The sequence below is a fragment of the Brachybacterium sp. UNK5269 genome (genome assembly GCF_049266655.1).
Lineage (GTDB): Bacteria > Actinomycetota > Actinomycetes > Actinomycetales > Dermabacteraceae > Brachybacterium.
This window is the reverse complement of record NZ_CP184883.1, coordinates 112,764-137,285: the sequence shown is the minus strand read 5'-3', so window position 1 is coordinate 137,285 and position 24,522 is coordinate 112,764. Positions and strand designations below refer to the sequence as shown.

Sequence of the window (24,522 nt, the reverse complement as noted above, 5' to 3'; positions counted from 1 at the left end):
CGCCGTGACCTTCTCGTGATGTGGCGTCTCAGCGAAGCGGGACGGCAGGTCACATCCCGGTCTCGCCGCGAGATCGAGGCGCAGGGTGCCTGGCCGCGCTCCTACGATGCCGCTCGACCGCACATCCCGACCGCAGGAGCACACCGCCCATGACCTGGACCCCCACCGCCGAGGACGACCGCCGCTTCCTCTCCCTCGCCATCGAGCAGGCCCGCAAGAGCTGGGACGAGGGCGGGGTGCCGATCGGCGCCGTGCTGGTCCATGACGGGAAGGTGCTCGCCGCAGGCCACAACCAGCGTGTCCAGAAGGACTCCGCGATCCTTCACGGCGAGACCGACACGATCGAGAAGGCCGGCCGCCTGCGGGCGAGCGTCTACCGGGAGTCGGTGCTCTACACGACCCTCTCGCCGTGCATCATGTGCTCCGGCACCGCCCTGCTCTACGAGATCCCCCGGGTCGTGGTCGGCGAGAACCGCACCTTCGAGATGGCCGAGTCGCTGCTGCGCGAGCGCGGCGTCGTCGTCGACGTGCTGGACGACCCGGAGTGCATCGCACTGATGGAGCGGATGATCTCCGAGCGTCCCGAGATCTGGAGCGAGGACATCGGGGTCGAGACCGCGGAGCTGAGCACCCCGGCCGAGGACCAGGAGCGGTGACCGCCGCCGAACTGCGCGTCGACCCCGATCAGGCGCCCGTCGACCCCGACTACCCGGTCACCCCGGTCCCCCGCTCCGCCCGCCGCGGCGTGGTCTCCATCAGCGTCGTCCTGATCGGCTTCACCGTCTTCGCCCCCACCCTGATGGCGGGCGCGAGCATCGGCGCCGCGTTCCGCTTCTCCGAGTTCCTGGCCGTGCTCGCGGTGGGCTCGGTGGTGCTGGGCGCCTACGTCGCCGCGATCGGCTTCCTCGGCGCCCGCACCGGGCTGACCACCGTGGTCATGTCCCGCTACACCTTCGGCACCGCCGGCTCCAAGGTCGTCTCCCTGCTGCTGGGCGGCACCCAGGTGGGCTGGTACGGGGTGGCCGTCGGCTCGATCGGGAAGATGACGGCGCTCGCCTTCGGCTGGGAGGGCGCCTGGGCGCCGGCGCTGGTGATGATCGCCGTCTCAGTGCTCATGATGCTCACCGCCCTCTACGGCTACGAGGGCATGTACTGGGTCTCGCTGATCTCCACCCCGCTGATCCTGATCCTCGCCTTCTGGATCACCGGCAAGGCCCTGACCGAGGTGGGCGGGGTGGGCGGGCTGTTCGACATCGCCCCCACGACCACCATGAGCTGGGCGGCGGCGGTCACCACGGTGGTGGGCACCTTCGCCTCCGCCGGCACCCAGGCCGCCAACTGGACCCGCTTCGCCCGCCGCGGCCGCGACGCCGTCATCGCCTGCGCCATGGGTTTCGTGATCGGCAACGGCCTGATGGTGTTCTTCGGCGCGGTCTCCGCCCTCGCGTTCGGCCAGGGCGACTTCACCACCCTGCTGCTGGGCATGGGCATGATCGGCTGGGGCCTGTTCTTCCTGTTCGGCAACCTGTGGAAGTCCAACGCCGACGCGGCCTACGCCTTCGGGGTGGCCGGCGCCGAGATCGCCAGCTCCACCCGCAAGGGCCCCTTCATCATCGGCGGCGTCGCGATCGGCACCGTGCTCGCCCTGACCGGCGTGGAGGGCCACATCGTGGGCTACCTGAGCCTGCTGGGGGTGCTGATCCCGCCGCTGGGCGGGGTGCTGATCGGCGACTGGATCGCCCGCTGGCGCCACGGGCAGCCGGCGCTGGCGACGCTCACCGAGAAGGTGCGCTGGCAGGCACTGGTGCCGTACCTGCTCGGGGCGCTGAGCGCATGGGTCTCGAACGAGACCGGGATCGGCATCGCCCCGCTGAACGGGATCGTGGTGGCGCTGGTGCTGGCGTGGGTGTTCAGCGCGCGGACGCGGCGGGCCTGAGCCGGCGGCACTTCGAGGCTCAGACCCACTCCCACACCGTACTGGGGCGGCCCGTGCCGCCCTCGGGCAGGGCGGTGCGGTCCGTCGGGGTGCACCAGCCGAGCGCGAGCAGGCGCCGCTTCATGTTGGAGGCGTCGGCCCGCACCGGCTGCCCCGCGGCCTGCTCGAGCCGGCTCTGCACCGCGGTCGCGGTGCGGGTGGTGAACTCCGGGCCCAGCAGGGCGCGCGCCACCGCGGGATCGGTCCACAGCAGCCGGCTCAGCGTGCCGACGGCCGCGCCGATGACGGCGGCGTGGTCGAAGGGCAGGTCCGGCAGGCCATGGATCGGGTGCGCCTCGGCGTGCTCGCCGCCGACGAGGTCCCGCTGCGAGCCCACCCCGAGCTTGGCGATCGCCATGGTGGGGCCGCGCGGGTCCCGCTCGGGAGCGTCGAACACCCCGGCGTCGCGCAGGGTGACGGCGGAGGGGTCGATCCCGACCTTGGTGCGCAGCGCCCGGGTGGCCGCGTCGATCGACCGCTCCCGACCCATCAGCACGCCGGGCAGGGCGAGGTCGCCGCGGAAGGGCTCGTTCAGGCGGCGACCGAGGGTGACGTGCAGGGCGCCGTCGCCGGCAATCCACAGGGGCACCACGTCGACGCTGACGAGCGGCTGCTCGTAGGTCTGCTCACCGGTCACGCTCGGGCCGTCCTTTCCTCGTGGAGGCGGGCGCGCACGTCGGCGAAGGACTGGCGGCGCACCGCGGCTCCATCCTCCCAGACCACCTGCAACTCGCTGGCGGCCTCCTGGGCGGGGGTGGCCCGCTCGATGAGATCCAGGCGCCCGTCCTGCCCGCGGGTGACGGCCAGGCGGCCGGTCGCGGAGCGCTTGGTGCCGCTGTCGGTGACGGGGTCCTTCAGCATGTCGCGGCCGACGCCGTCGACCTCCGCCCAGGTCGCCTTGATCGCCGAGGCGAAGGTGTCGCGGGTGACGTACTGGTAGGTGAAGGAGCCGATCCCGAAGACGACATTGGTGGAGGCGAAGCCCTTGGCCTCGAGACGCTCGATGATCGCCGCGGCCCGCTCCAAGGTGATCGAGTCGCCGTAGATCGCCCCGATGTGCGGATCCAGCACCTTGTAGCCCTGCGCGGTGACGGTGCCGCCGAACACGTCCCAGAGCGTCTCGATCACGCCGCGCTCGGGGGCGGTGGCGCCCTGGCCGAGCTCGCGCGCGGTGCCGCAGAGGATGTCGACGGGGTTGCCGGAGTCGGGCCGGATGACGAGCTTGCCGTCCCGGGCCAGGATGCGCTCCCGCAGGGCCGGCAGGATCTCCTCCAGCACGCTCCACAGGTCCCAGGTGTCCGAGACGACCGACAGGATCCCGCTCGGGTAGATGCTCAGCAGCCGCTCGAAGGTCTCCCGCTCCCCCGCCTGACCGCCGGCGGTCATCACGGAGTGCTCGGTGGCGGGCACGCTGCCGGCGATCAGGCCGTTCTCGCCCGGGTAGTAGCGGCGGATCCACTCGATCGAGGGGATCGAGTCGGTGCCGAGGAAGCTGGTGAGGTGCCCGGCGCCGGAGGCCTCGGCGGCGGCGATAGAGGTCTGGCCGCGGAAGGAGAAGTCGTGCGCCTGGAAGTCGACGGCGTCGGTCGAACCGGTGGTGCGCAGCGCCGCCTCCTCCAGCAGTCGGCGGTACTGCAGGGCGATGGTGGCGGTGGTGGAGGCGTGCCAGACCTGCGCGGACAGCGCCGACTCGACGTAGTTCACCAGCCAGAAGAACTCGGGCTCGGTGTTCTCGATGGTGAAGGACGGCACCCGCAGCGGCACCAGGGTCCCCTCGGGCACGGCGCAGAAGCGCAGCGGCAGGCAGCCCCGGCGGTGCAGGGCGCGGATGTGGTCGGTCTGGACGCTGCCGGGGCCGAGGTAGGCGTCCATGACCTCCTGGTAACGGCGGCAGACCTCGTCCTCGTCGGCCGCGAAGAAGGGCGCGAACGCCTCCACCAGGTACTCCTGGCAGAAGGCCTGCAGACCGAAGTGGACGACCTCGTCGACGCCCGGCAGGCGGGAGCCGCGGTTGGTCCAGTTCGAGTACACCCGGGTGGTGCGCTCGGGGTACTGCTTGACGCGCCCGACCTTGTAGCCGTCGGTCAGCAGCAGCGGGGCGATGGGGGACGCGGTGGTCATGACTGGAGGGCCTCTCGGATGAGGGTGGGGGTGATGGGGTGGATGACGGCGCCGACGGCGGGGTTGGCGTGGCCGGGGTGGGAGTCCGTGGTGTGGATCTGCCCGAAGTGGTCGCGCAGCTGGGCGGCGCGGCCGGAGAAGACGCCGTGGGTGACCCACAGGTCGAGCCGGTCGGGGCCGAGACCGGTGGCGGCGGCGAGGCCGGCGAAGGTGCCGCCGCCGTCGCAGATGTCATCGACCACCAGCAGCCGCCCGGTCCCCGGCAGCGGCTCGCAGGTGAAGCCGGAGAGCTTCCCGGTGGCGAAGTCGCGATGCTTGCGGGCCTGGAACAGCGGCAGAGAGAGGGCGGCGGCGACCGCGCGGGCCCGCGCGGTGGCGCCGGCGTCGGGAGCGATGACGCCGACGTAGGGGCTCATCCGGGTGTCGGCGACGCGCCGGGTCATCACGCGCCGCACCAGGCGCGGCAGCGGGTGGATCGCGAGGTTCTCGATCAGGGACGGCATCACCGGCGAGTGGGGGTCCAGGGCGATCACGCGATCGGCGCCGATGGCGTTGATGAGCCGGGCGTAGACCGCGGCGCCGAAGGGTGTGCCGCGGTCCTGGCGTGCGCCGGGCAGGTACGGGATCACCAGGGCGGTCCGGCGGCCGGCGCGCTTCGCGGCGTCGATCGCCATGGCGGCGGCGACCAGGTCCTCGGCGCCGGCGCCGCGGACGAGCACGGCGAGGGGGCCGGTGGCGTCCTCGCCGAGGACGATGTGCTGCTCGCCGGCCGGGAAGGTCATGGCGCGGGCGTCGTCGGGGGCGGTGGCGCCGTCGCGGTGGGTGAGCATCTCGATCATGCCGCACCTCCTGTTTTAGTGGTTGTAACTGCTAGTGCGATCAGTGTGGCACGGCGTAGTGGTTGGCGCAACTATTACTGGGGCCAGGCGTGGCGATCGAGGCTTCCGCGCCTGCCTCGCGGGAAGAAATCGCAGGCCGGGGGCGTTGTCTTCTTCGGTGCCGCGCCGACCGGCGCTGCCGCTCCACGAAAGGTGCCTGATGCCCGTCCCGCTCTCGATCCTCGACCTCGCCACCGCCGCCCGCGGCCAGTCCGCCAAGCAGGCTCTGGACGGCACCGTCGCCCTGGCGCAGAAGGCCGAGGAGACCGGGTACCGACGGGTCTGGTACGCCGAGCACCACAACATGGCCTCGATCGCATCCTCGGCCACCTCCGTGCTGATCGCCCACGTCGCGGCCCACACCAAGACCATCCGGCTGGGCGCCGGCGGCGTCATGCTGCCCAACCACGCCCCGCTGGTCATCGCCGAGCAGTTCGGCACTCTCGAGTCGCTCCACCCCGGCCGGATCGACCTGGGCCTCGGCCGGGCCCCCGGCACCGACCAGAACACGATGCGCGCCCTGCGCCGCAGCGGCGCCTCAGCCGACACCTTCCCCGAGGACGTCATGGAGTTGCAGGGGTACCTGCGCGGCCAGTCCCGGATCCCGGGCGTGGACGCCTACCCGGGCAAGGGCACCGATGTCCCGCTGTTCATCCTCGGCTCGTCGCTGTTCGGCGCGAGCCTCGCCGCCGCCCTCGGCCTGCCCTACTCCTTCGCCTCGCACTTCTCCCCCGGCGCCCTGCACGAGGCGATCGCGCTGTACCGCCGCGACTTCCAGCCGTCCGAGCAGCTCGATAAGCCCTACGTCATCGCCGCCTACAACGTCATCGCGGCGGACGACAAGGCCGACGCCGAGCGTCAGCAGCGCGAGATGATGCGCAGCCGGGTGGCGCTGCTGCTGCGCCCCGGCACCGAGTACACCGATGAGCAGGCCGACGTGCTGCTCGACTCCCCGCAGGCCCAGCATCTGCACCAGATGGCGACCTACAGCGCCGTCGGCACCCCCGACGTGGTGCGGGAGAAGGTCACCGAGTTCGCCGAGCACACCGGCGCCGACGAGCTGATCATCGCCCACCAGGGTCCGCGGGTGGAGCAGCGGCTGCGGTCTGCGGAGCTGCTGGCCGAGGCGTGGATGGGGTGAGGGGCGGGGCTGCCGCGGCGAGGCTTTCCGAACGGGTCACTCCTCGGCGGACGGCTCCCCCGCGGCGGCGCGCAACTCGTCGTAGAGGGCGACCGGCAGCGGCACCTCGAAGTAGTGCTTCTCCTTCTTCGCCGCGAGCCGCTCGCGCAACTGCTCGCCAGTGAGATCGAGGATCCGGATGGCCGACGGGTCCGTCGAGCGCACGTCGGTGACGATGTAGAGGTGGGAGCCGGGGACCTCGCCGAGCGCGGCGACCTGGTTCGGCTCGAGCCAGAGGACGTCACCGCGGCCGGAGCCGCCGAAGGCCTTGATCTCGATGAGCCGCACCTCGCCGGTGGCAGGATCGGTGCTCTCCACGTCGACACGGCTGCGGGGGATGTGTCGCGCGTCGACGGCCTCGCGACCCGCGGCCTTCTCCTGCGCGATGACGTGGGCGACCGCGCGGTTCTCGGTCTCGTAGTTGGGCATCGCGAGGAGCTTCGACGGCTTCATGACGAGACGGTGGCACGGCGCGACGAGATCCGATACTGCCCTCTGGAGCTTGCTTGATCGGTCAGATGCAGACTGCCTGTGCGGACCTGCTCGCGCTCGTTGACAGGCCTCTTCGCGGACAGGATCGGACCGCTCAGCCACCTAGCGTGAGTTCCCCGATCGAGAGGAGACTCCGCCATGCGCATCGCCGTGACAACTCCCGGTGGACACGTCGGCCGCCATCTCACCCGCATCCTGATCCGGGCGGGCGTGAAGCCGCTGCTGCTGACCAGACACCCCGACCGGGTCGACGCCGAGCTCCGCGAGCACGTCGACGTCGTCGCTGCGGACTCCTGGGATGCCGACCAGGTCGTGGCCGCGACGCGAGGGGTGGACGCCGTGTACTGGGTGAACCCGCCCTCGGCCTCGGGTGATCCGCTCGCCGACCATGCCCGTGCGACGACAGCGATCGTCGCGGCAGCGCGAGCGAACGGGATCCGGCGCGTCGTCTTCCAGAGCAGCATCGGGGCCGAGAAGCGCCACGGCGCCGGCGAGATCGACGGCCTCGCAGCGACCGAGGTCGCGCTGGACGCGCTCGATATCGACGTCACCCACCTGCGCTGCGGTTACTTCTTCACCAATCTGACCTACGAGGTCGATGCGCTGCGGCACGGGACCGTGCAAACCGTGCTCCCGCCGGACGCGCCGATGGCTTGGGTCGCGCCACGGGACATCGCCGAGGTCGCCGCCACGACGGTGCTCAACCCCGACTGGAGCGGGCGCCGCGTCCAGGGCGTACACGGACCGGCAGATCTCAGCTGGGCCGAGGTGTCCTCAGTGCTTACTGCCGAGCTCGGGCGCGAGGTGCACGTGGAGCAGATCGGCGACGAGCAGATGCGCGAGCAGATGCTCGCTGCCGGGATGCCGGAGCCGATGGCCGCCGCGATGCTCGGCATGTCCACCGGGCTGCGGGACGGCTTCGTCCCGGAGCAGGCGCGGTCGGTCTTCTCCACCACGCCGACAACGCTGCGGTCGTGGGTACAGGAGGTGCTGGTGGGGGCGGTGTGAGCCAGCGGCGGGTCCGGACGGGTTCACTCCGAGTGCGGCAGTTACGTTGCCGTCGAGACCCACGCTCTAGCGTTACGTTGGCGCGCGAGGAGCGCGCCGCCCACCGTCCGGCCATAGTCGATGAGCCGCGGCCACGAGCCACGCGGTCATCGGTTGAGGAACGCTCGTTGCGTGAACGGAGACTCCCCCCCGGGGGCAGCTCTAGTGGCTCCACCCGGTGCATTACGTCCGTAGGATCAGTCCTTGAGGAAGTCGCAACGAAGGGGCGGGGATGGGCGGCACAACGATCCGCGTCGTGGGGGCGATCATCGAACGCAACGGCACCGTGTTCGCCGGGAGACGTAACCCCGACCGAAGCGCGGGTGGCCTCTGGGAGTTCCCGGGCGGGAAGGTGGAGCCAGGCGAATCGCCCGAAGCGGCGCTGACCCGAGAGATCCGCGAGGAGCTTGGTAGCGACGTCGCGGTCGGTGAGCTTATCGACCGAAGCGCGGGCGAGGTCGGGAGCACCACTATCGAGCTGTCGTGCTATGCGGCAACACTCCTCGGACCCGATCCGCATTTCAGCACGGACCACGACGCTCTGACGTGGATCGCAGTAGAGGAGCTCCAGGACTACGACTGGGCCCCCGGCGACGTACCAATTATCGCGCGCCTTCCCGAGCTTCTTGCGAGCAGGGCAACTCGCACGCAGGCCTGTCGGTGACCGGCCCGCGGGCCTTGGAGCCCGGCCTCTACGAGCTACTCGTCACCGCTGGGCTCAGCGACGTTGTTGCAACGGCGGACGCACACGGCTTCGCCGCGCTGACGTCGGAGGTCGATTCCGAAGACGCCGCTCATGTTCTCGCGGAGCACATCGCCTCCGAGGCTCGAAGGGCACTGCGGGTAACCCCGGCTCACGAGCGAGTTAATCTTGCGAACCGAATCCTGCGGTCGCTACCGCCGTCGGGGCCCGACGCGTCGGTGTCTCCGGGCCCGAGGCACCTCACGTCGGTCAGCGTTGCCGAGGGGGCCGCGCTTCCTCGCCCTTCAACGCCGTTGAGCGACGTCGCGCTGTTTACGAATTCCCGCCTAGATCCACAATTGGGGTCGGAACTCCGGCTTGAAATGGCGAGCGCCGATCGCATCGACCTCCTATGCGCCTTCGTCCAGTGGAGCGGCATCCGCGTGCTCGAGGAGGCACTACGCGCGGCAGCGGAGCGAGGAGTGCAGATCCGCCTCCTGACGACGACATACATTGGCGCTACAGACCGTAAGGCCGTCGACTTCTTCGTCCGGGCGCTGAACGCTGAGGTCCGAGTCAACTACGACGCACGGTCCACACACCTGCATGCCAAGGCCTGGATGTTCCACCGCAACAGCGGGTTCGACACCGCCTATGTTGGCAGCTCCAATATGAGCCGCGCCGCTCTCGTCGACGGATTGGAGTGGAACGTCCGTCTGTCACGTCAGGTCACACCGACGCTGCTCGATAAGTTCGACTCGACATTCGACACGTACTGGGACGATGCCGCGTTCGCCCCGTACGACCCCGACGTCGATGCAGAGCGCCTAGATGCGCTGCTCGCTAAGAACGGCGGGCGGCTCGGCCAAGGCGCTTCACAGTTCACCTCGCTCGACGTCCGTCCTTACCCGCATCAAGCCGAGATGCTCGAGGACCTCGCCTCCGAGCGCACCGTTCACGGTCGACACCGCAATCTCCTCGTGGCTGCGACCGGTACCGGCAAGACGGTCATAGCAGCCATGGACTACAAGCGCCTGCGGTCAACACCGCTCGATCAGCCGACGCTACTGTTTATTGCGCACCGACGCGAGATCCTGGAGCAAGCACTTCACACCTACCGCAACGTTCTCAAGGACGGCAGTTTCGGTGAGCTTTTCGTCGGCGGGCTCAAGCCGGCCCGAGGCAGGCACGTCTTTGCCTCGGTCCAATCGATGAGTAGCGCGCTCGAACTGGCGCGATGGGCACACGACCACTTCGACATCGTCGTCATCGATGAGTTCCACCACGCGGAGGCCGCGACGTACCGCCGCATCCTGGACTACTTCACGCCTCGCGAGCTCCTGGGACTTACGGCAACCCCGGAGAGGGCCGATGGGGTGGACGTTGCCGCGGAGTTCTTCGACGGCCGTGCCGCCAGCGAACTACGCCTCTGGGACGCTCTCGGCGCAGATCTGCTCGTTCCGTTCCACTACTTCGGCATCGCGGACGGGGTGGATCTCCGCGGGGTTAAGTTCTCGCGCGGTCGCTACGACATCGGCGAGCTTGACCGCGTGTACACGGGCAACGATGCGCGCGCTGCCAAGGTTCTTACGGCCGTAGCCGATAAGGTCACCGATCCGACACGGATGCGCGCGCTTGGCTTCTGCGTCAGTGTTGATCACGCCAAGTACATGGCCGAGGTGTTCAACCGCGAGGGCCTACCCGCCCTCGCGCTCTCCGGCGACTCTAACGGCGACGATCGCCGCGAGGGCCTCGAGAAGCTCCGGCGCGGCGAACTCACCTGTGTCTTCGCTGTCGATCTCTTCAACGAAGGGCTCGATATTCCGATGGTCGACACAGTGCTCATGCTCCGTCCCACGCAATCGGCGACAATCTTCCTTCAGCAGCTCGGCAGAGGATTGCGTCGATCCGAAGACAAGGCCGTACTTACCGTTCTTGACTTCGTTGGCCTACAGAGCGAACAGTTCCGCTTCGACCTCAAGTACCGGGCCCTCACTGGCCTATCCCGCAACAAGCTGGAGCGCGCCGTCACAACGGGATTCCCCTTTCTCCCGCCAGGTTCGCAGATCGTCTTCGACCGAGTCGCGCAGGACATCGTCCTATCGAACGTGCGTAAGCAGCTCAAGCTGTCGACCAAGGATCTGGTCGTTGATGTCCGCCAGCACAAGTCCCCGGACGTCGCGCCCCGTGAGTACTCCCTCGGGAGCTACTTGCACGAGGCCGAACGCTCTCTCGCCGACATCTACGCATCGTCATCGCGAACCCTCGACGGGCAGAAGCGCTCGGGCAGCTGGGCCACGCTCGTGGACTGGGCATTCCCGGCGGATCGACCCCGGGGGTTTGATGACGAGGACGAGGCGCTGCTGCGGCGCGTCAGCGCGCTTACGCACGTCGACGACGCTGCTCGCATACGGGCATACCGAGAGCTGCTTACGGCGCCGACTCTTCCGCTGGGCGTTGAGAGAGACCTCCATGCCGCGATGCTCTTCTTCACCTTCTGGCCGACGGGGGCGCAGGGCATTCACCGCGGGCTGGAGGACCTCCGCTCCCGACCGCGCGTCGTCACCGAAGTCCTCGACCTGCTGTCTTACCGGGAACGAGTCACGAGGGTGACCCCCAAGCCGCTTACCGGCGTCCTCTCGGGAACACCGCTGAGATCGCACGCCCAGTATTCCCGCGAAGAGCTGCTCGCCGGGCTGGGACTTGGCACGCTGGACCAAGGCACCCCTGGGGCTATCCGTGAGGGCGTGAAATGGCTTCCATCGCTGCAGACGGACGCTCTTCTCATCACACTGAAGAAGACCGAAGCGGACTACTCTCCCACCACGATGTACCGCGACTACGCGATTAACCAGAGGTACTTTCACTGGGAGTCCCAGAGCACGACTAGTGAGTCCAGTGCGACCGGGCGCCGCTACGCTAATCATGTCGAGCGAGGTACCAACGTGGTTCTCTTTGTACGCCGCGCGAAGACCGGCGATATCGGCACCGAACCTTATACCTGTCTTGGATCTGCGATTTTCGACAGCGCCACTGGCTCCCGACCTATGCAGATCGTCTGGCAGCTCGAGCGTGAGATGCCAATCGACCTCTTCCTCGAGGCCAAAACCGCTGCCTAGCGCAGTGGTCACCCCGACTGCGCTTTAGGCACCGGTGGATCGTCGCGGTAGGCGCTAGCGGGCTGCTGCTTAGGCTCGGCGAGGCCACCGCAAAACCCCGAGCAGGACCATTCCCAGCACTGGAAGCAGCGGCCACCACCAGTTCACGCCGTTCGCGCCGGCAATGCCCACCGACGCCATCACCGCGAGCCCCGCGATCACCGTGACGGCGGCGAGCACCGGCTTCCACACCGGCGGCGCCGGCCGGTCATCGGCCCGCGGCTCCTCGAACCGACCCATCATCAGCACCACCAGACCGGTCAGCCCCAGCAGCACCAGCGCCCACAGGGGCCGAGTCGCCCACCACACGCCGCTCAGCGGCTCGGGCAGCAGCGCTTGGGCATCGAGGGCGAGCAGCAGGTGCGCGAGCCCCACCATGACGGTGAGGTGCCACAGGAACCAGGTCATGATCCGCCGGTTGACCAGCACGGTGGCGAACCACAGCCGCCGTCGGCGCAGCAGAGTCGTGAGCGGCTTCTCGAAGGAGAGCACCAGCCCTGCCTGCAGCATGCCCAGGAAGGCCATGGTCACCCGGGTCGGGTTGGAGTTGGAGATCTCGTCGGCCGCGGAGGTGATCATCGAAACGGGGTACGGGCCGGCCAGCACGAGCACCAGCAATCCCACCAGTCCGATCCCGGCGAGCAGCAGTCGGCGGCCGGCACCCGCCAGGCGTCCGTCCAGCCACGCATAGCCGAACTGGTGGAAGGCAGCCCAGACCAGCAGATAGTTCGGGTAGCCGAGCAGCGGCTGATCCGCGGCGATGCTGATCGCGTCCACGACACCGGCGAGCGCGAGCAGCCCCAGGATCGACCGCCACCCGAACCGCTCCCACAGGAGAAGGCACGGCGGAGCCACCACGATCACCATCAGGTACGCGGCGAGGAACCAGGTGGGGATCAGCGCCATGAGGGAGGCCAGCTGCAGAACGTCGGTCGGCGCGCCCGCGGCGCTTGCAACCACGCCGATCAGCAGCCACGCCAGCAGCAGCGGGATCAGCGGGATCCCCAGCCGCCGCAGCCTGGTGCGCAGCCACGCCGCGTAGCCGACGTCCTTGCGCCGGGCGGAGCGCCACGACAGCGCGTTGGAGTATCCGCCCACCAGGAAGAAGATCGGCATCACCTGGAAGATCCACGTCAGCGGATGGGTCCAGGCGGCGCCGTCGAGCACGCCGTGGGGTTGGATGCCGCCGTCGGGGTCGATCGCGATGATCGTCCAGTGTCCGAGCACGACCGCGGTGATCGCGGCGGCGCGCAGGAAGTCGACGACGCGGTTGCGGCTCTCCGGGGTGGCGGCGTCGACCTTCTCGGCGCGGCTGAGGCGCGTGCTTGGCATTGGATGGTCCCTCCAACTTCACATTCATGGCCAGCGCCGCGTGGAAGCCCATGGGTACGACGACCAGCTCTTGCCCACCCCTCGCCGTGAGCTTGCCACCCAGTTTGTGCGAGCTGCGAGCTGCAACATGACAAATAGGCTACATCACTTCACGATAACGTCCGTCAAACCCGTTTACACTCCGACCGACGCTCCGCCTTTCTCTACTATGCCCGCACCGGAGACCTCCGCAAGCTTCCCTTGCATTCCGTTACCACGCCCGGGAGACAGCTGGCAGCAGGGAACGGTTAACGGGACCACCCTTTGGCGTTACTCGACTGCCTCCACGACGGCCGCGGCGTCGTCATTGGCAATCGCGGATTCGACGACCACACCTTCAACTGGCGCTACTTCAGCTCCCTCGCGGAAGATCAACTTTCGGGCGCGTCGACCCTCTCGTTTCGTCCAGCCCATAAAATCCACTTGCCAGGCACGCTGAGCCGCGAGCTGCGAAACGTCGAGAACATAGACGTTGTATCTCGCGGTTTGCTTCTGGGGCGGCGACTCGTTCGATGCCACATGATGCACGAATCGCATGTTTTGCAAGCGATTAATCTTGTTTACCAGATCGACGTCAGATGTATCGATAAGGAAGCAGGCCGACTTGCTAACCCGGCAGTGGGCAGTGAGCTTCAGAACAAGCTGATGCAAACTCACCCATTCGGACCCTGCGTCCTCTTGCATGTCGCTGAGCTTATTGTCTACAGTTCTACCTGCAGCCTTATTGACATCCTCTGCGCTGACTCGATTGCTCCCCGCTTTAGTCGACATGCCGCGACTCTTCGCTTCCGAGATACTCAGTGCGACGAGCCCGATGTAGTCCCTCGGCACTCCGCCCGAGGCGAGAATTAGTCGGTCAAGGGCGCCTTCGGTGAAGAGTTTTGTCATCTCCACACCGCATTCCTCACCCAGGTTCGCCAGAATGCCTTCCAAGAACCGTTTCGTGCCTGGAAACTGTTGCAAGTTCCGATCGAGCGTTCGGTCCTTCAGGTCATGGGGAACCTGCATGCCGATAGGAGGGAGTCCGCCCGCGTACAAGCGAGTCCATAGTTGAATTGAGCCAAACTTAAGCCAGACGCCGGAGTCCTTCACCGCCCGATGAAAATATCCGGCGATATTCGGCTGCTTAGCATACTCAAGATGATAGAAGTCGTCGAGAATAACGTAGGCATCGCCGACCACATCTCCCACTCGGGTCATTAGACTTCGATACGTCGAGAGTGCGCGCTCGAGATGCTCACTCTTCGAAGCAGTGTACCGCTGTGCCAATTCGAGGTTTTTTGACTTCTTGCTGGACTGCCCCCGGCCCTTGGATCCTCCTATTGAAACAGCCTTCGCGTTAACAGAGAGGTCTCCAGTTCGGGTCGATTGCGACGTGCTCTCGTCGAACGTGACCTCCGTCCATTCGACCTCGGACGAATCTGGCATCCGCTTCAAATCGTTCAATGCCAACGTTGCGATTTTTAGATCCGCGATCAATTGCTGTTCGACAGACGCCTCCGCGCGGCCGAACTTGTACCAAGGGCGCTTAGGTGTAGGATAATGGATAGCCAACTGGTCTGCGAACTGAGAAAAAATCTCGGCCAGAGCGGCGACTAGCACGTCTGGGTACGAAAGTGCCTTCAGATTCTCTTGGTCCACCCAAGCAACTATCCTGTCGCCGCCTCTTAACTGCCCCTCAATATGTCGCAGTAGGCTCGACTTTCCGGTGCCGCGCCGCCCATAAACCACGTGGTGGAATTTGGATGACAACACTCGCACGGTGTCGTCATCGGGCTGCACAAATCTGGCCTTCGGAGAACCAGGTTTGGCGCGAGTGACCTCTTCAAGGAGAACTTGCAGTTTGCTTACGTTCTCGCCATCAAAGTATGCGTAATCGGACATAAATGCTCCTGTCTTTGTCGGGCGCAGCCGCTGGAAGTCGCGAGCATATAGTGCTACGGGAACGACTTGTGCCGCCGAAAAGCATCGTTCACATCGAGCGTTCTACGCGCCCTGGCTAGGGCCCACAGCGGCGGCTCTGCATGCCGTCCATAGGCGCGCTCGCCGAGACGCGCGCCATGGTGAGAACTATGGAGAGACTAACCGGGCACCCGCATTCATCAGTGGTATGGGGCGCCACGGCGGTCGAGCACGAACCAGCGGGCACACTCTATCGAGACGAGCGACGCGGAACTACCCGGACCCCAAAGCGCAGCACGCCTAGTTGACACTCGCCACCGCCGCCCGCGTCGCGGATGGTGCCGCGGTCCACGTACATCGTTTAACCATATGCTCTTAGCATCGGGGAAGCGCGCCGATTCATTGCAGACTGCCGTCGGACTACAGCGACGATCGCCCGTTGTCCCTGACGCTGGGTCGGCGCGGCCGATCTAGGAGCTGCGGCGCGAAACGGCAACTCCGTCGCGGCAACGCCACACCAGATGACGGCACTGGCGCCGTCGTTGTCCGATCCGCTCGGCCTGCAGGAGGATGCGACGATCTGCAAGTTATGTCTGAACAGGCGCCCTTCAAGGCTCAACATTCTCCTAGTGGGGAAGCCTATTCCGACCGCTGCCTGCGTAGGCACCGGGCAACCTTCGATCTGGTCCGGGCACGGGGTGGCACAGTGGTACCGACTCAGTCGAAAGGACACCCCGTGACCGCACCGACCGACCGCATGACCGCCGCCCTCGAGGACTACGCCTCCTGGCAGGGTCCCCTCTACGAGGACCTCCACCGCCACCCCGAGCTGTCCATGCTCGAGGATCGCACCCGCGCCAAGATCACCGCGCAGCTGACCGAGTACGGCTACGAGGTCCAGACCATCGGCGGCGGCGTCGTCGGCGTGCTGACCAACGGAGACGGGCCGACGGTGCTGCTGCGCGCGGACGTCGACGGCCTGCCCGTCCAGGAGGCTTCCGACCTGCCCTACGCCTCGGTCCACACCCAGGTCGACGCTGCCGGCGAGGTGGTCCACACCATGCACGCCTGCGGCCACGACTTCCACATCGTCGCCGGTCTCGGCGCCGCGAGGCTGCTGGCCAAGCACCGGGAGGACTGGTCGGGCACCTACATCGCCCTGTTCCAGCCCGGGGAGGAGATCGCCGCCGGGGCCCAGGCGATGGTCGACGACGGCCTGGTCGAGAAGCTCCCCCGGCCGGACGTGTGCCTCGGCCAGCACGTGATGACCACGCCGGTGGCCGGGAAGGTCGCCGTCGCGCCCGGGCCGATGCTGAGCTCCGCGGTGTCGATGCGAGTGGTCCTGCACGGCTCCGGCTCCCACGGCTCCATGCCGCACCTGGGCATCGACCCGGTCGTGCTGGCCGCCGCGATCGTCACCCGGATCCAGACCCTGGTATCGCGGGAGATCGCCCCGGGCGACTTCGGGGTGGTCACCGTCGGCTCCCTGCACGCCGGGTCGAGCGCGAACGTGATCCCCGACCGCGCCGAGATGCAGCTGAACTTCCGGGCCTACGACGAGCAGATCCTCGACCACCTCGTCGAAGGGGTGCGGCGGATGGTGCGCGCCGAGTGCGAGGCCGCCCGCTCCCCGCAGCCGCCCACGATCGAGCTGTTCAACCACTTCCCGCTCACGGACAACGACGAGGCGGTCTCCGAGACGGTGCGCCGCGCCTTCGTCGAGCACTTCGGCGCCGAGCGGGTCGAGCAGATGGCCCCGTCCACCGGCTCCGAGGACTTCTCGATCATCCCCGACGCCTTCGGGGCGCCGTACTGCTACTGGATCTTCGGCGGCTTCGCCGAGGGTCGCGAGATCGCCCCGAACCACTCCCCGCTGTTCGCACCGGATCAGCAGCCGACGCTGCGGGTCGGCACAGAGGCGGCGGTCGCCGCGGTGCTCGCGCACCTGGGCGCACCGGCCGGGGCCGCGCAGGGCTGAGCCGCGCCGCGGGGGACCGGGGCGCGGACACGAGGCCGAGCCGGAGCGCTCCTCGCCGCCCGCGGCGGCCCCCACCGCCTGCGCGCAGCTCCTGCTCCGGCCGGGCCTCGCGCCGCTGCCTCGTTCCCCACGAGGCCCGCACCCGGTCCCCCGAATCTAGGGCGCTGTGGCCGTCAGCGCGATGGGGCGAACTGCCCGGGGAGAACTCCCCACCGGCGACGCCCCGCGGCGTCCTCGCGCGCCGCACCGGATCACCGCGCTACGCCATGTCAGGTGCATGTCCGGTCGCTTCCGTGGGGCCGCGTCCGATCTCACCCGCACTTCCTCCCGGCGCGCTGCGAATCCACCGCGGCCCGCCACATCGGGGGCCCCCGCTTGTCCAGACATTGCCTTGACGCACGGTGTGGCCTCTGTCACCCTGGTCCCGAGCCGGCAAGGGAGTCGGCCGGCCGTGCGGCATCGGCGCCGCGCGACTCCTTCTGAGCAAGGGTGTGAGTGTCGTGCTGAGATCCATGAGAAGACTGGCCGTCGGAGCGGCGGCCATGGCCCTGATCCTCTCCGCCTGCGGAACCGGCGGCCAGGAGACGGAGGAGGGCGGCGACGCCACCGCCCCCGCCGGCGGCGAGGCCCGCGACCTGAACTACTCCGTGATCGTCCACAGCGTGCCCGACGGCTCCTTCTGGAACGTCGTGAAGAAGGGCGCCGAGGACGCCGGCGCCCAGTACGGCGTCAACGTCGAGGTCACCGGCGACCCGGAGGGCTCCCGGCAGGCGCAGCTGATCGACTCGGCCGTCGCCAACCAGCCCGACGGCATCGTCGTCTCCATGGCCAACCCCGACGCCCTGCAGGGCTCCCTCGAGGCCGCCGAGGCCGCCGGCATCCCGGTGATCACCATCAACTCCGGTGAGGACCGCTCCACCGAGCTCGGCGCGCTCGCCCACTTCGGCCAGTCCGAGGGCGTGGCCGGCGAGGGCGTCGGCGAGCGCCTGGCGGAGGAGGGCGCCCAGAAGGTCGTCTGCCTCATCCACGAGGCCGGGAACGTCGGCCTCGAGGAGCGCTGCGCGGGCGTGGCCACCGGCTTCGGCGGCGAGGTGATGAACCTGCAGGTCGACCTCAACAACCCGCAGGGCATCCAGGCCACCGTGGAGTCGACCCTGATGGGCGACGAGGCCATCGACACCGTCGTGGGCCTGAACCCGAGCGTGACCACCGCGGCTCTGGCCGGGGTGGAGGCCAGCGGGCGCGACATCAAGGTCGCCAGCTTCGACATCGACGCCGACGTCCTGGCCGGCATCCAGGAGGGCACCATCCTGTTCACCGTCGACCAGCAGCAGTACCTCCAGGGCTACCTGCCGATCGCGATGCTGGTGCTCTACCACGACAACGGCAACACCCTCGGCGGCGGGCAGCCGGTGCTGACGGGCCCGGCGTTCATCGACGCGGAGAACGTCGAGATGGTCGCCGAGTACGTGGATCGGGGCACCCGGTGAGTTCGGCGAAGTCCGCCCGGCCGGCCGCAGTGCCGGCCGGGCCTCCCGCACCCCAGTCCCCGGAGTCGCCGCCGCCCTCCCCGCCGTCGTCGGCCGACGGGACCGACGACCGGCTCGTCGCCGTCGGCCGGATCCGCCGGCTGCTGATGACCCCGGAGGTGGGGGCCGGCGGAGCGGCGGTGCTCGTGTTCATCGGCTTCACCCTGGTCTCGCCGGTCTTCGCGACCCAGGCGGGGATCGCGAACTTCCTGGATCCCGCGGCGACGATGGGCATCATGGCGATCGCCGTGGCGCTGCTGATGATCGGCGGGGAGTTCGACCTCTCCACCGGGGTGATGACCGGCTCCACCGCCCTGGTGACCGCGCTCGCGGTCACCCAGCTGAACATGAACGTCTGGTTCGGGATCGGGCTGTCGCTGGTGTTCGCGCTGGTCGTCGGCGCGATCAACGGGGTGATGGTGCACCTGACCAAGCTGCCGAGCTTCATCGTCACCCTCGGCATGATGTTCGTGCTGTGGGGCCTGAACTACGCGGTCACCCAGCGCCTGACCGGGCAGGTGACCGTCTCCGGGGTGAGCCAGTACAGCGGCTTCGACTCGGCCGACGCCCTCTTCGGCAGCGCCGTGGGCCCCTTCCAGATCTCCCTGGTCTGGTGGCTGGTGCTGACCGTGATCGGCTCCGTGGTGCTGCTGCGCTCCGTCTGGGGCAACTGGGTCTTCGCGATCGGCGGCAACGCCGATGCGGCGCGCGCCGTCGGCGTGCCGGTGATGAAGGTCCGGGTGGGTCTGTTCATGACCACGGCGGCCGCGGCCTGGCTGGTGGGCACCCTGACCGTGATCCGCTACGGCAACGCGACGGTGACCTCGGGCATCGGGCTGGAGTTCTACTTCATCATCGCCGCCGTGATCGGCGGCTGCCTGCTCACCGGCGGCGCCGGCTCCGTGATCGGCGCCTCCCTGGGGGCGCTCATCTTCGGCATGGTCCAGCAGGGCATGCCGCTGGTGGGACTGCCCAGCGAGTTCTTCCGCACCATCCTGGGGCTGGTGCTGCTGGCCGCGGTGCTGGTGAACCTGTGGATCAAGAAGCGAGCTCTGAAGGTGACGTGATGACCGAGAACCCCGCCCTGACCGCCCCGCCGGACCCGGCCACCACCACCCCGGTGCTCGAGGTGCGCGCGATCACCAAGAGCTTCGGCCGGGTGACCGCGCTGCACGACGTCACCTGCGCCGTCCGCGAGGGCGAGGTGACCTGCGTGCTGGGCGACAACGGCGCCGGCAAGTCGACCTTCATCAAGACGCTCTCGGGCTACCACGCCCCCGACTCCGGCGAGATCCTCATCGACGGGGAGCCGGTGCGGTTCTCCAGCCCCCGCGACGCCCTGGACCGCGGCATCGCCACCGTCTACCAGGACCTCGCACTGGCGCCGCTGATGCCGGTGTGGAGGAACTTCTTCCTCGGCTCGGAGCCCTCCCGGGCGGGGATGGTGCGCACCGGGGAGGCCAAGCGGGTGGTGGTCGAGGAGATGGCGAAGATGGGCATCACGATCCGCGATCCGGATCAGCCCATGGGCACCATGTCCGGCGGCGAGCGCCAGTGCCTGGCGATTGCCCGCGCCGTCTACTTCGGGGCCCGCGTGCTGATCCTCGACGAGCCCACCGCCGCGCTCGGGGTCCGACAGTCCGGGGTGGTGCTGAAATACATCATGCGCGCCCGCGAGCGGGGGCTCGGGGTCATCTTCATCACCCACAACCCCAACCATGCCTACCTGGTCGGGGACCACTTCGTGCTGCTCAAGCGCGGCCGCACCGTCTCGGACATGGCCCGGGACGAGACCACCCTGCGCGACCTCGCGCAGGAGATGGCCGGCGGCGCCGAGCTCGAGGCCCTCGAGCACGAGCTGGGCCGCGCGGCGCAGACCGCCTGAGCTCGCTCAGCGGATCCCGGTGATGATGTCGTCCACGACCCGGGCGGAGACCTCGCGCACCACCTCCGGTGGAGCACCGCGCAGGGGCCCGTAGAGGAGCAGCCCCGCGCAGCCGTGGACGGCCGACCAGCACACGAACTCCGCGCCCGGGCGGCGCTGCGCGGAGAGCACCCCGGCCTCGACGCATTCGTCGAGCGCCGCCGTCAGCAGCGCGAACGGCGGCGGGGCGGCGCCGCCCGCGGCGGCCCCGGGCCCCGCGGCCCCGGGCCCCGCGGCCCCGGGCCCCGCGGCCCCGGGCTCCGCGGCGTCGGGCCCTGCTGCGCCGGACCCCAGGGCGTCGGCCGCCGCCTCCTGCGCCGCCTCGCGGGCGCGACCGAAGAAGGCGGTCTCGAACCAGCCGGGCTCCTCGATCGCGAAGCCGATGTAGCCCAGCCCCACCCCGCGCAGATGCTGCAGCGCGCGCTCCGGCGCGTCCGCGTCGGCGGGGAGGGCCATGCGCTCGCGCATCCGGGCGGCCATCCGCTCCTGGATCACCAGGGCGATCGCCCCCATCAGCTGCCGACGGTCCCGGAAGTGTCGGTAGGCCGCGGCCGGGGAGACACCCACTCGGCGGGTGACCTCGCGCAGCGACACCGCCGTCGGCCCCCCGGCCCGGGTCATCTCCAGCCCCGCCTCCACCAGCGCGGACCGCAGATCCCCGTGATGGTACGCGCGCGAATCCGTCACGACCCTTGACCCCCCGGACGACGAAGTTTACGGTGTTCACACCAATGTACATGGTGTTCACATCCGCCTCTCCCCGAGGACGACCATGAGACCCCTGGTCCTGACCCAGAACATCACCGCCGACGGCAGCATCGAGATGCTCGACGACTGGTTCGATCCCACCGCCGATGCGCCCGACCTGCACGCCATCACCCAGCGCGACAGCGCCGCCTGCGACGCGATCCTGCTGGGCCGGGAGACCTTCGAGGCCTTCCGCGGCTTCTGGCCGGCTCAAGCTGACGACACCACCGGCATCACCGCCGAGCTGAACGCGCTGGAGAAGTACGTGGTGTCCTCGACGATGACCGACCCCGCCTGGCAGCACTCCACGATCATCGCCTCCGACCCGGTCGCGGCGGTGCGCGCGCTGAAGTCCCGGCCGGGCCGCGGGATCGCGCTGACCGGCAGCATCCGCCTGTGCCACACGCTGATCGCCGCCGGTCTGGTCGACGAGTACTGCCTGTGGACCCACCCGTACGTGCAGGGGCGGGGCCGCCGGCTCTTCCCCGAGGGGCACCGCGAGCCCCTCCGACTCCTCGAGCACCTCGCCTTCGACTCCGGTGTCACCTACACCCGCTGGGCCCCTCGGAAGGAACCGTCATGACCACCGCCCCCGCGCTCCCACCCGTCACCGACCGCGAGACCTGGCAGCGCGAGCTCGCCGCCCTGCGCGTGCGGGAGAAGGCCGCCACCCGCGAGCTCGACGCGATCGCCGCCCAGCGCCGACGGCTGCCGATGGTCGAGCTGCCCGAGTACACCCTGCAGGGCGCGGACGGCCCGGTGCGCCTGGCCGACGTGTTCGACGGCGCCTCCCAGCTCGTCACCTACCACCACATGTGGTTCCCGGACTCCGCATGGCAGTGCGGCGGCTGCACCGGGTACACCTCCCAGTTCACCCGCACCGAGTTCCTCCGCAAGTACGACGCCCGCTTCGTGGTCGTCACCCAGGGCCCGATCGACGAGGCGCTGGCCTACCGGGCGAAGGTCGGCAACCAGATGGACTGGTACTCCACCGCCGACAGCGCCTTCGGGGCCGACGTCGACGCCCCGCCCGACGGCGGCTTCGCCGTGAACGTGTTCCTGCGCGACGGCGAGAGGGTCTACCGCACCTGGCACACGAACGGCCGCGGCACCGAGCAGCTCAGCCACACCTTCGCCTTCGTCGACGTGCTGCCCTACGGTCGCCAGGAGATCTGGCAGGACTCCCCTCCCGGCTGGCCGCAGTCGGACACCTACGACAAGTGGCTGGGCTCCGAGGAGATCGCGGCCCTGTACGGACCGGGAGGACGCTCATGACCGTCGACGACCTCGCCGTGGCGACCGAGCAGGAGCGCTACGTCGTCTCCCGCACCGTTCCCGCCTCCCCCGCGGCGGTGTTCGCCCTCCTGACCGACCCCGGCCGCCACCACGAGACCGATCCGACGGACTGGGTGCGGGGCCCGCTGGAGGCGGACCCGGCGCCGATCACCGCGGTCGGGCAGGTGTTCGGGATGGAGATGTTCCACCTCGACGCGGGCGGTCGCTACGACATGCACAGTCGCGTGATCGCCTTCGAGCCGGAGCGGACCGTGGCCTGGGAGCCGGGCCAGTTCGGCCCGGACGGCGAGCTGGACACCGGCGGCTGGACCTGGCGGTACGACCTCGCCCCCGCCGGCGATTCCGGCACCGAGGTGACGCTCACCTACGACTGGAGCCGCGTGCCCCACGTCCTGGTCGAGGAGTTCTCCCTGCCCCCGTTCCCGCCCGCCTTCCTCGAGGACTCGCTGGCGGCGCTGGAGCGGGCGCTCGACCGGTCCGGGGCGCGCTGAGCGCGAGACTCGTGGCTAGGTCCCGCTGATGCCGCGGCGCACGAAGCGGCTCACCTTGCGGGCGGGCCAGGCGCCGGCGGCCAGGTAGGCGCCCATCAGGGCCACCGCCCCGCCGGCGCCGATCATCAGCGGGTCCCGCAGCACGGCGCGGCCCGGTCGGGCGGCGAGCACGGTGCCGAGGGAGACCAGCAGCCCGCTCAGGCTCATCCCCACGATGAGCCGGTCCGCGGTCCCCTCGAGGCGCTCGACGATCCGGTCGAGGTCCTCGGGGTGCAGTCGCACGTCCACGCCGCGGGCCTCGTAGTCGTCGAGCAGGCGGGTGGCGCGCTGCGGGAGGTCCGCGCCCACGCGCAGCGCGCTGACGGCGGTGCTGCCCACGCGCCGGGCGATGGCCTCGGGCGTCAGCAGCTTCATGAGCGCCAGCGGTGCCACCTCGTCCAGGACCACGGAGACGTGGAAGTCAGGATCGAGGGTGATGGCGCTGGACTCGGTGAGCACCAGCATCCGCAGCAGGGTGGAGACGTCGGACGGCAGCTGCAGGCGGTGCCGGCGCAGCAGGCCGGTCAGCCGCTCGATGATGGAGGCCAGCGGGATCTCGGCCAGTGGGCGCGAGGAGAGGTCGTCCATCAGCGAGAGGGCATCGCGCGAGAGCCGGCGCCGGTCCACGCTGCGCCGCGGCGGCGCGACCCGCAGGAGGGCGTTCACGGCCGCCTCGGCGTCGCGCTGGCGCAGCGCGTACAGCAGCCGCAGCAGGTCCTCGCGCAGCGCCGGGCCCAGCCGTCCCACCATCCCGAAGTCGATGAGGGTGAGGGTCCCGTCGGGGCCGACGAACAGGTTCCCGGGATGCGGGTCGGCGTGGAAGAAGCCGTCCACCAGCACCATCCGCACCAGCGACTCGGTGGCCCGGTGGGCCAGCTCGGAGGCATCCAGGCCGGCGGCGGCGAGCGCCGCGGTGTCGGTGATGGCCATGCCGGTCACGAGCTCCTCGGTGAGCACCTCGGCGGTGCTGAGGTCGGTCAGCACCTCCGGGATCCGCACCCAGGGGTCCTCGGCGAGGTTCTCGCGCAGCTGCTGGGCGTGCTGGGCCTCGACCCGGTAGTCCAGCTCGCCGCGCAGGGAGCGCCCGAACGCGGCGACCAGCCCTTCGACGTCGACGTCCCGGGCCAGCTCCCACTCCCGTGCGGCCAGGGTGGCCAGTGAGGTCAGCGCCTCGAGGTCGGCGGCCACCACGTCGCTCACGCCGGGCTTACGGACCTTGACGACGACCTCGAGGCCGTCGTGGGTGCGGGCGCGATGGGCCTGCCCGATCGAGGCGGAGGCCAGCGGCGTCGCATCGAACCGGGCGAACAGCTGCTCGACCGGAGCGCCGAGCTCCTGCTCGATCCTGGCGACGATCTGCGCGGAGGGCACCGGTGAGGTGCGGGATCGGAGCCTGGCCAGCTCGGCGGTGTACTCCGCGGGCAGCAGATCGGGTCGGGTGGAGAGCATCTGGCCGAGCTTGATGAAGGTGGGCCCCAGCTCCTCGAGCGCGCGGCGCAGCCGGGCGGGACCGTCGGCCGCGGCATCCGGGGCCGGGTCGCGGCGGTTGGGGAGGAGGGAGGCCGCATGGCCGAGCAGTCCGAGCTGCCCGGCCAGGGCCGAGAGCCCGTTGCGGACCAGGACCTCGGCGATCGTGCGGTAGCGGGCGGTGACGGAGGCCATGGACGCATCGTAGCCAGCGGGCCGGTCCGCTCCCGGCGACCCGGCGCGGA

At 69.3% G+C, this 24,522-nt stretch carries 21 protein-coding genes; 13 read left to right on the top strand and 8 right to left on the bottom strand.

The window, feature by feature from the left end; translation table 11 throughout:
• The first annotated feature begins 149 nt into the window (after positions 1-149).
• Both ACOJUI_RS00655 and codB read left to right on the top strand, forming a co-directional pair.
• Positions 150-656 (top strand): nucleoside deaminase, encoded by a 507-nt coding sequence (locus ACOJUI_RS00655; RefSeq protein ID WP_422116188.1) that lies wholly within the window; start codon positions 150-152, stop codon positions 654-656.
• Complete coding sequence (codB, locus tag ACOJUI_RS00650; RefSeq protein WP_422116187.1) at positions 653-1,936, top strand: cytosine permease; 1,284 nt, start codon at positions 653-655, stop codon at positions 1,934-1,936. Before ACOJUI_RS00655 ends, codB begins: the two co-directional genes overlap by 4 nt.
• Positions 1,937-1,955: 19 nt before the next feature.
• On the opposite strand, the gene ACOJUI_RS00645 is transcribed toward codB, so the two are convergent.
• The 3 genes from ACOJUI_RS00645 to ACOJUI_RS00635 are packed head-to-tail and all read right to left on the bottom strand — an operon-like array spanning position 1,956 to position 4,935.
• Positions 1,956-2,612, bottom strand: coding sequence for a hypothetical protein (locus tag ACOJUI_RS00645; protein ID WP_422116186.1), 657 nt, complete (start codon positions 2,610-2,612; stop codon positions 1,956-1,958).
• The gene (locus ACOJUI_RS00640; protein ID WP_422116185.1) at positions 2,609-4,096 is read right to left on the bottom strand and encodes a nicotinate phosphoribosyltransferase; all 1,488 of its coding nucleotides are present in this window, start codon (positions 4,094-4,096) and stop codon (positions 2,609-2,611) included. The genes ACOJUI_RS00645 and ACOJUI_RS00640 overlap by 4 nt, the downstream gene beginning before the upstream one ends.
• Complete coding sequence (locus ACOJUI_RS00635; RefSeq protein ID WP_422116184.1) at positions 4,093-4,935, bottom strand: ribose-phosphate pyrophosphokinase-like domain-containing protein; 843 nt, start codon at positions 4,933-4,935, stop codon at positions 4,093-4,095. The genes ACOJUI_RS00640 and ACOJUI_RS00635 overlap by 4 nt, the downstream gene beginning before the upstream one ends.
• A 199-nt stretch (positions 4,936-5,134) precedes the next feature.
• Here ACOJUI_RS00635 and ACOJUI_RS00630 point away from each other — a divergent pair, with 199 nt between their 5' ends.
• Positions 5,135-6,115: an LLM class flavin-dependent oxidoreductase gene (locus ACOJUI_RS00630; protein WP_422116183.1), complete on the top strand. Its 981-nt coding sequence runs from the start codon at positions 5,135-5,137 to the stop codon at positions 6,113-6,115.
• 36 nt (positions 6,116-6,151) lie between these two features.
• Here the strand turns inward: ACOJUI_RS00630 and ACOJUI_RS00625 are convergent, their stop codons facing one another.
• Complete coding sequence (locus ACOJUI_RS00625) at positions 6,152-6,607, bottom strand: protein NO VEIN domain-containing protein (protein WP_422116182.1); 456 nt, start codon at positions 6,605-6,607, stop codon at positions 6,152-6,154.
• A gap of 177 nt (positions 6,608-6,784) precedes the next feature.
• Between ACOJUI_RS00625 and ACOJUI_RS00620 the strand changes: the two genes are divergently transcribed.
• The 3 genes from ACOJUI_RS00620 to ACOJUI_RS00610 all read left to right on the top strand — a co-directional run bounded on the left by ACOJUI_RS00620 (position 6,785) and on the right by ACOJUI_RS00610 (position 11,494).
• On the top strand, positions 6,785-7,654 hold the full coding sequence (locus ACOJUI_RS00620; RefSeq protein WP_422116181.1) for an NAD(P)H-binding protein: 870 nt from the start codon (positions 6,785-6,787) through the stop codon (positions 7,652-7,654).
• 271 nt (positions 7,655-7,925) lie between these two features.
• Entirely contained in the window at positions 7,926-8,357 is a 432-nt protein-coding gene (locus tag ACOJUI_RS00615) for a (deoxy)nucleoside triphosphate pyrophosphohydrolase (protein WP_422116180.1), read from the top strand.
• A gap of 14 nt (positions 8,358-8,371) precedes the next feature.
• Positions 8,372-11,494 (top strand): DUF3427 domain-containing protein, encoded by a 3,123-nt coding sequence (locus ACOJUI_RS00610; protein ID WP_422117586.1) that lies wholly within the window; start codon positions 8,372-8,374, stop codon positions 11,492-11,494.
• Positions 11,495-11,563: 69 nt separating this feature from the next.
• On the opposite strand, the gene ACOJUI_RS00605 is transcribed toward ACOJUI_RS00610, so the two are convergent.
• Together ACOJUI_RS00605 and ACOJUI_RS00600 are read right to left on the bottom strand one after the other, a co-directional pair.
• Positions 11,564-12,865, bottom strand: a complete 1,302-nt coding sequence (locus tag ACOJUI_RS00605) for an acyltransferase family protein (RefSeq protein ID WP_422116179.1) — start codon at positions 12,863-12,865, stop codon at positions 11,564-11,566.
• Positions 12,866-13,174: 309 nt separating this feature from the next.
• Complete coding sequence (locus tag ACOJUI_RS00600) at positions 13,175-14,788, bottom strand: hypothetical protein (RefSeq protein ID WP_422116178.1); 1,614 nt, start codon at positions 14,786-14,788, stop codon at positions 13,175-13,177.
• Positions 14,789-15,542: 754 nt separating this feature from the next.
• Here ACOJUI_RS00600 and ACOJUI_RS00595 point away from each other — a divergent pair.
• The 4 genes from ACOJUI_RS00595 (at position 15,543) to ACOJUI_RS00580 (ending at position 20,198) form a co-directional block, all read left to right on the top strand.
• Complete coding sequence (locus ACOJUI_RS00595) at positions 15,543-16,784, top strand: amidohydrolase (RefSeq protein WP_422116177.1); 1,242 nt, start codon at positions 15,543-15,545, stop codon at positions 16,782-16,784.
• Between the two features lie 512 nt (positions 16,785-17,296).
• Positions 17,297-18,274 carry a sugar ABC transporter substrate-binding protein gene (locus tag ACOJUI_RS00590; protein ID WP_422116176.1) on the top strand — a complete coding sequence of 326 codons (978 nt, stop codon included), beginning with the start codon at positions 17,297-17,299 and terminating at the stop codon, positions 18,272-18,274.
• Positions 18,271-19,380: an ABC transporter permease gene (locus tag ACOJUI_RS00585; protein ID WP_422116175.1), complete on the top strand. Its 1,110-nt coding sequence runs from the start codon at positions 18,271-18,273 to the stop codon at positions 19,378-19,380. Before ACOJUI_RS00590 ends, ACOJUI_RS00585 begins: the two co-directional genes overlap by 4 nt.
• Positions 19,380-20,198 carry an ATP-binding cassette domain-containing protein gene (locus ACOJUI_RS00580; protein ID WP_422116174.1) on the top strand — a complete coding sequence of 273 codons (819 nt, stop codon included), beginning with the start codon at positions 19,380-19,382 and terminating at the stop codon, positions 20,196-20,198. The genes ACOJUI_RS00585 and ACOJUI_RS00580 overlap by 1 nt, the downstream gene beginning before the upstream one ends.
• 6 nt (positions 20,199-20,204) lie before the next feature.
• Here ACOJUI_RS00580 and ACOJUI_RS00575 read toward each other — a convergent pair whose 3' ends face one another.
• Complete coding sequence (locus tag ACOJUI_RS00575; RefSeq protein ID WP_422116173.1) at positions 20,205-20,924, bottom strand: TetR/AcrR family transcriptional regulator; 720 nt, start codon at positions 20,922-20,924, stop codon at positions 20,205-20,207.
• An 85-nt stretch (positions 20,925-21,009) separates the two neighbouring features.
• Between ACOJUI_RS00575 and ACOJUI_RS00570 the strand changes: the two genes are divergently transcribed.
• From ACOJUI_RS00570 to ACOJUI_RS00560, 3 genes are read left to right on the top strand one after another with little or no spacing between them, the layout of a single operon-like run.
• Entirely contained in the window at positions 21,010-21,567 is a 558-nt protein-coding gene (locus tag ACOJUI_RS00570; protein WP_422116172.1) for a dihydrofolate reductase family protein, read from the top strand.
• Positions 21,564-22,259, top strand: coding sequence for a DUF899 domain-containing protein (locus ACOJUI_RS00565; protein WP_422116171.1), 696 nt, complete (start codon positions 21,564-21,566; stop codon positions 22,257-22,259). The genes ACOJUI_RS00570 and ACOJUI_RS00565 overlap by 4 nt, the downstream gene beginning before the upstream one ends.
• A complete protein-coding gene (locus tag ACOJUI_RS00560) occupies positions 22,256-22,771 on the top strand; it encodes an SRPBCC family protein (RefSeq protein WP_422116170.1) in 516 nt (171 codons plus the stop codon). The genes ACOJUI_RS00565 and ACOJUI_RS00560 overlap by 4 nt, the downstream gene beginning before the upstream one ends.
• Before the next feature lie 15 nt (positions 22,772-22,786).
• Here ACOJUI_RS00560 and ACOJUI_RS00555 read toward each other — a convergent pair whose 3' ends face one another.
• A complete protein-coding gene (locus ACOJUI_RS00555; protein ID WP_422116169.1) occupies positions 22,787-24,472 on the bottom strand; it encodes an ABC1 kinase family protein in 1,686 nt (561 codons plus the stop codon).
• Positions 24,473-24,522 lie beyond the last annotated feature (50 nt).

Bases quoted from the DNA above. Each gene is read 5' to 3' on its own strand.
- ACOJUI_RS00655 (WP_422116188.1), top strand. From the start codon at position 150: ATGACCTGGACCCCCACCGCCGAGGACGACCGCCGCTTCCTCTCCCTC.
- ACOJUI_RS00640 (WP_422116185.1), bottom strand. From the start codon at position 4,096: ATGACCACCGCGTCCCCCATCGCCCCGCTGCTGCTGACCGACGGCTAC.
- ACOJUI_RS00635 (WP_422116184.1), bottom strand. From the start codon at position 4,935: ATGATCGAGATGCTCACCCACCGCGACGGCGCCACCGCCCCCGACGAC.
- ACOJUI_RS00630 (WP_422116183.1), top strand. From the start codon at position 5,135: ATGCCCGTCCCGCTCTCGATCCTCGACCTCGCCACCGCCGCCCGCGGC.
- ACOJUI_RS00625 (WP_422116182.1), bottom strand. From the start codon at position 6,607: ATGAAGCCGTCGAAGCTCCTCGCGATGCCCAACTACGAGACCGAGAAC.
- ACOJUI_RS00620 (WP_422116181.1), top strand. From the start codon at position 6,785: ATGCGCATCGCCGTGACAACTCCCGGTGGACACGTCGGCCGCCATCTC.
- ACOJUI_RS00615 (WP_422116180.1), top strand. From the start codon at position 7,926: ATGGGCGGCACAACGATCCGCGTCGTGGGGGCGATCATCGAACGCAAC.
- ACOJUI_RS00605 (WP_422116179.1), bottom strand. From the start codon at position 12,865: ATGCCAAGCACGCGCCTCAGCCGCGCCGAGAAGGTCGACGCCGCCACC.
- ACOJUI_RS00600 (WP_422116178.1), bottom strand. From the start codon at position 14,788: ATGTCCGATTACGCATACTTTGATGGCGAGAACGTAAGCAAACTGCAA.
- ACOJUI_RS00590 (WP_422116176.1), top strand. From the start codon at position 17,297: ATGAGAAGACTGGCCGTCGGAGCGGCGGCCATGGCCCTGATCCTCTCC.
- ACOJUI_RS00580 (WP_422116174.1), top strand. From the start codon at position 19,380: ATGACCGAGAACCCCGCCCTGACCGCCCCGCCGGACCCGGCCACCACC.
- ACOJUI_RS00570 (WP_422116172.1), top strand. From the start codon at position 21,010: ATGAGACCCCTGGTCCTGACCCAGAACATCACCGCCGACGGCAGCATC.
- ACOJUI_RS00565 (WP_422116171.1), top strand. From the start codon at position 21,564: ATGACCACCGCCCCCGCGCTCCCACCCGTCACCGACCGCGAGACCTGG.
- ACOJUI_RS00560 (WP_422116170.1), top strand. From the start codon at position 22,256: ATGACCGTCGACGACCTCGCCGTGGCGACCGAGCAGGAGCGCTACGTC.
- ACOJUI_RS00555 (WP_422116169.1), bottom strand. From the start codon at position 24,472: ATGGCCTCCGTCACCGCCCGCTACCGCACGATCGCCGAGGTCCTGGTC.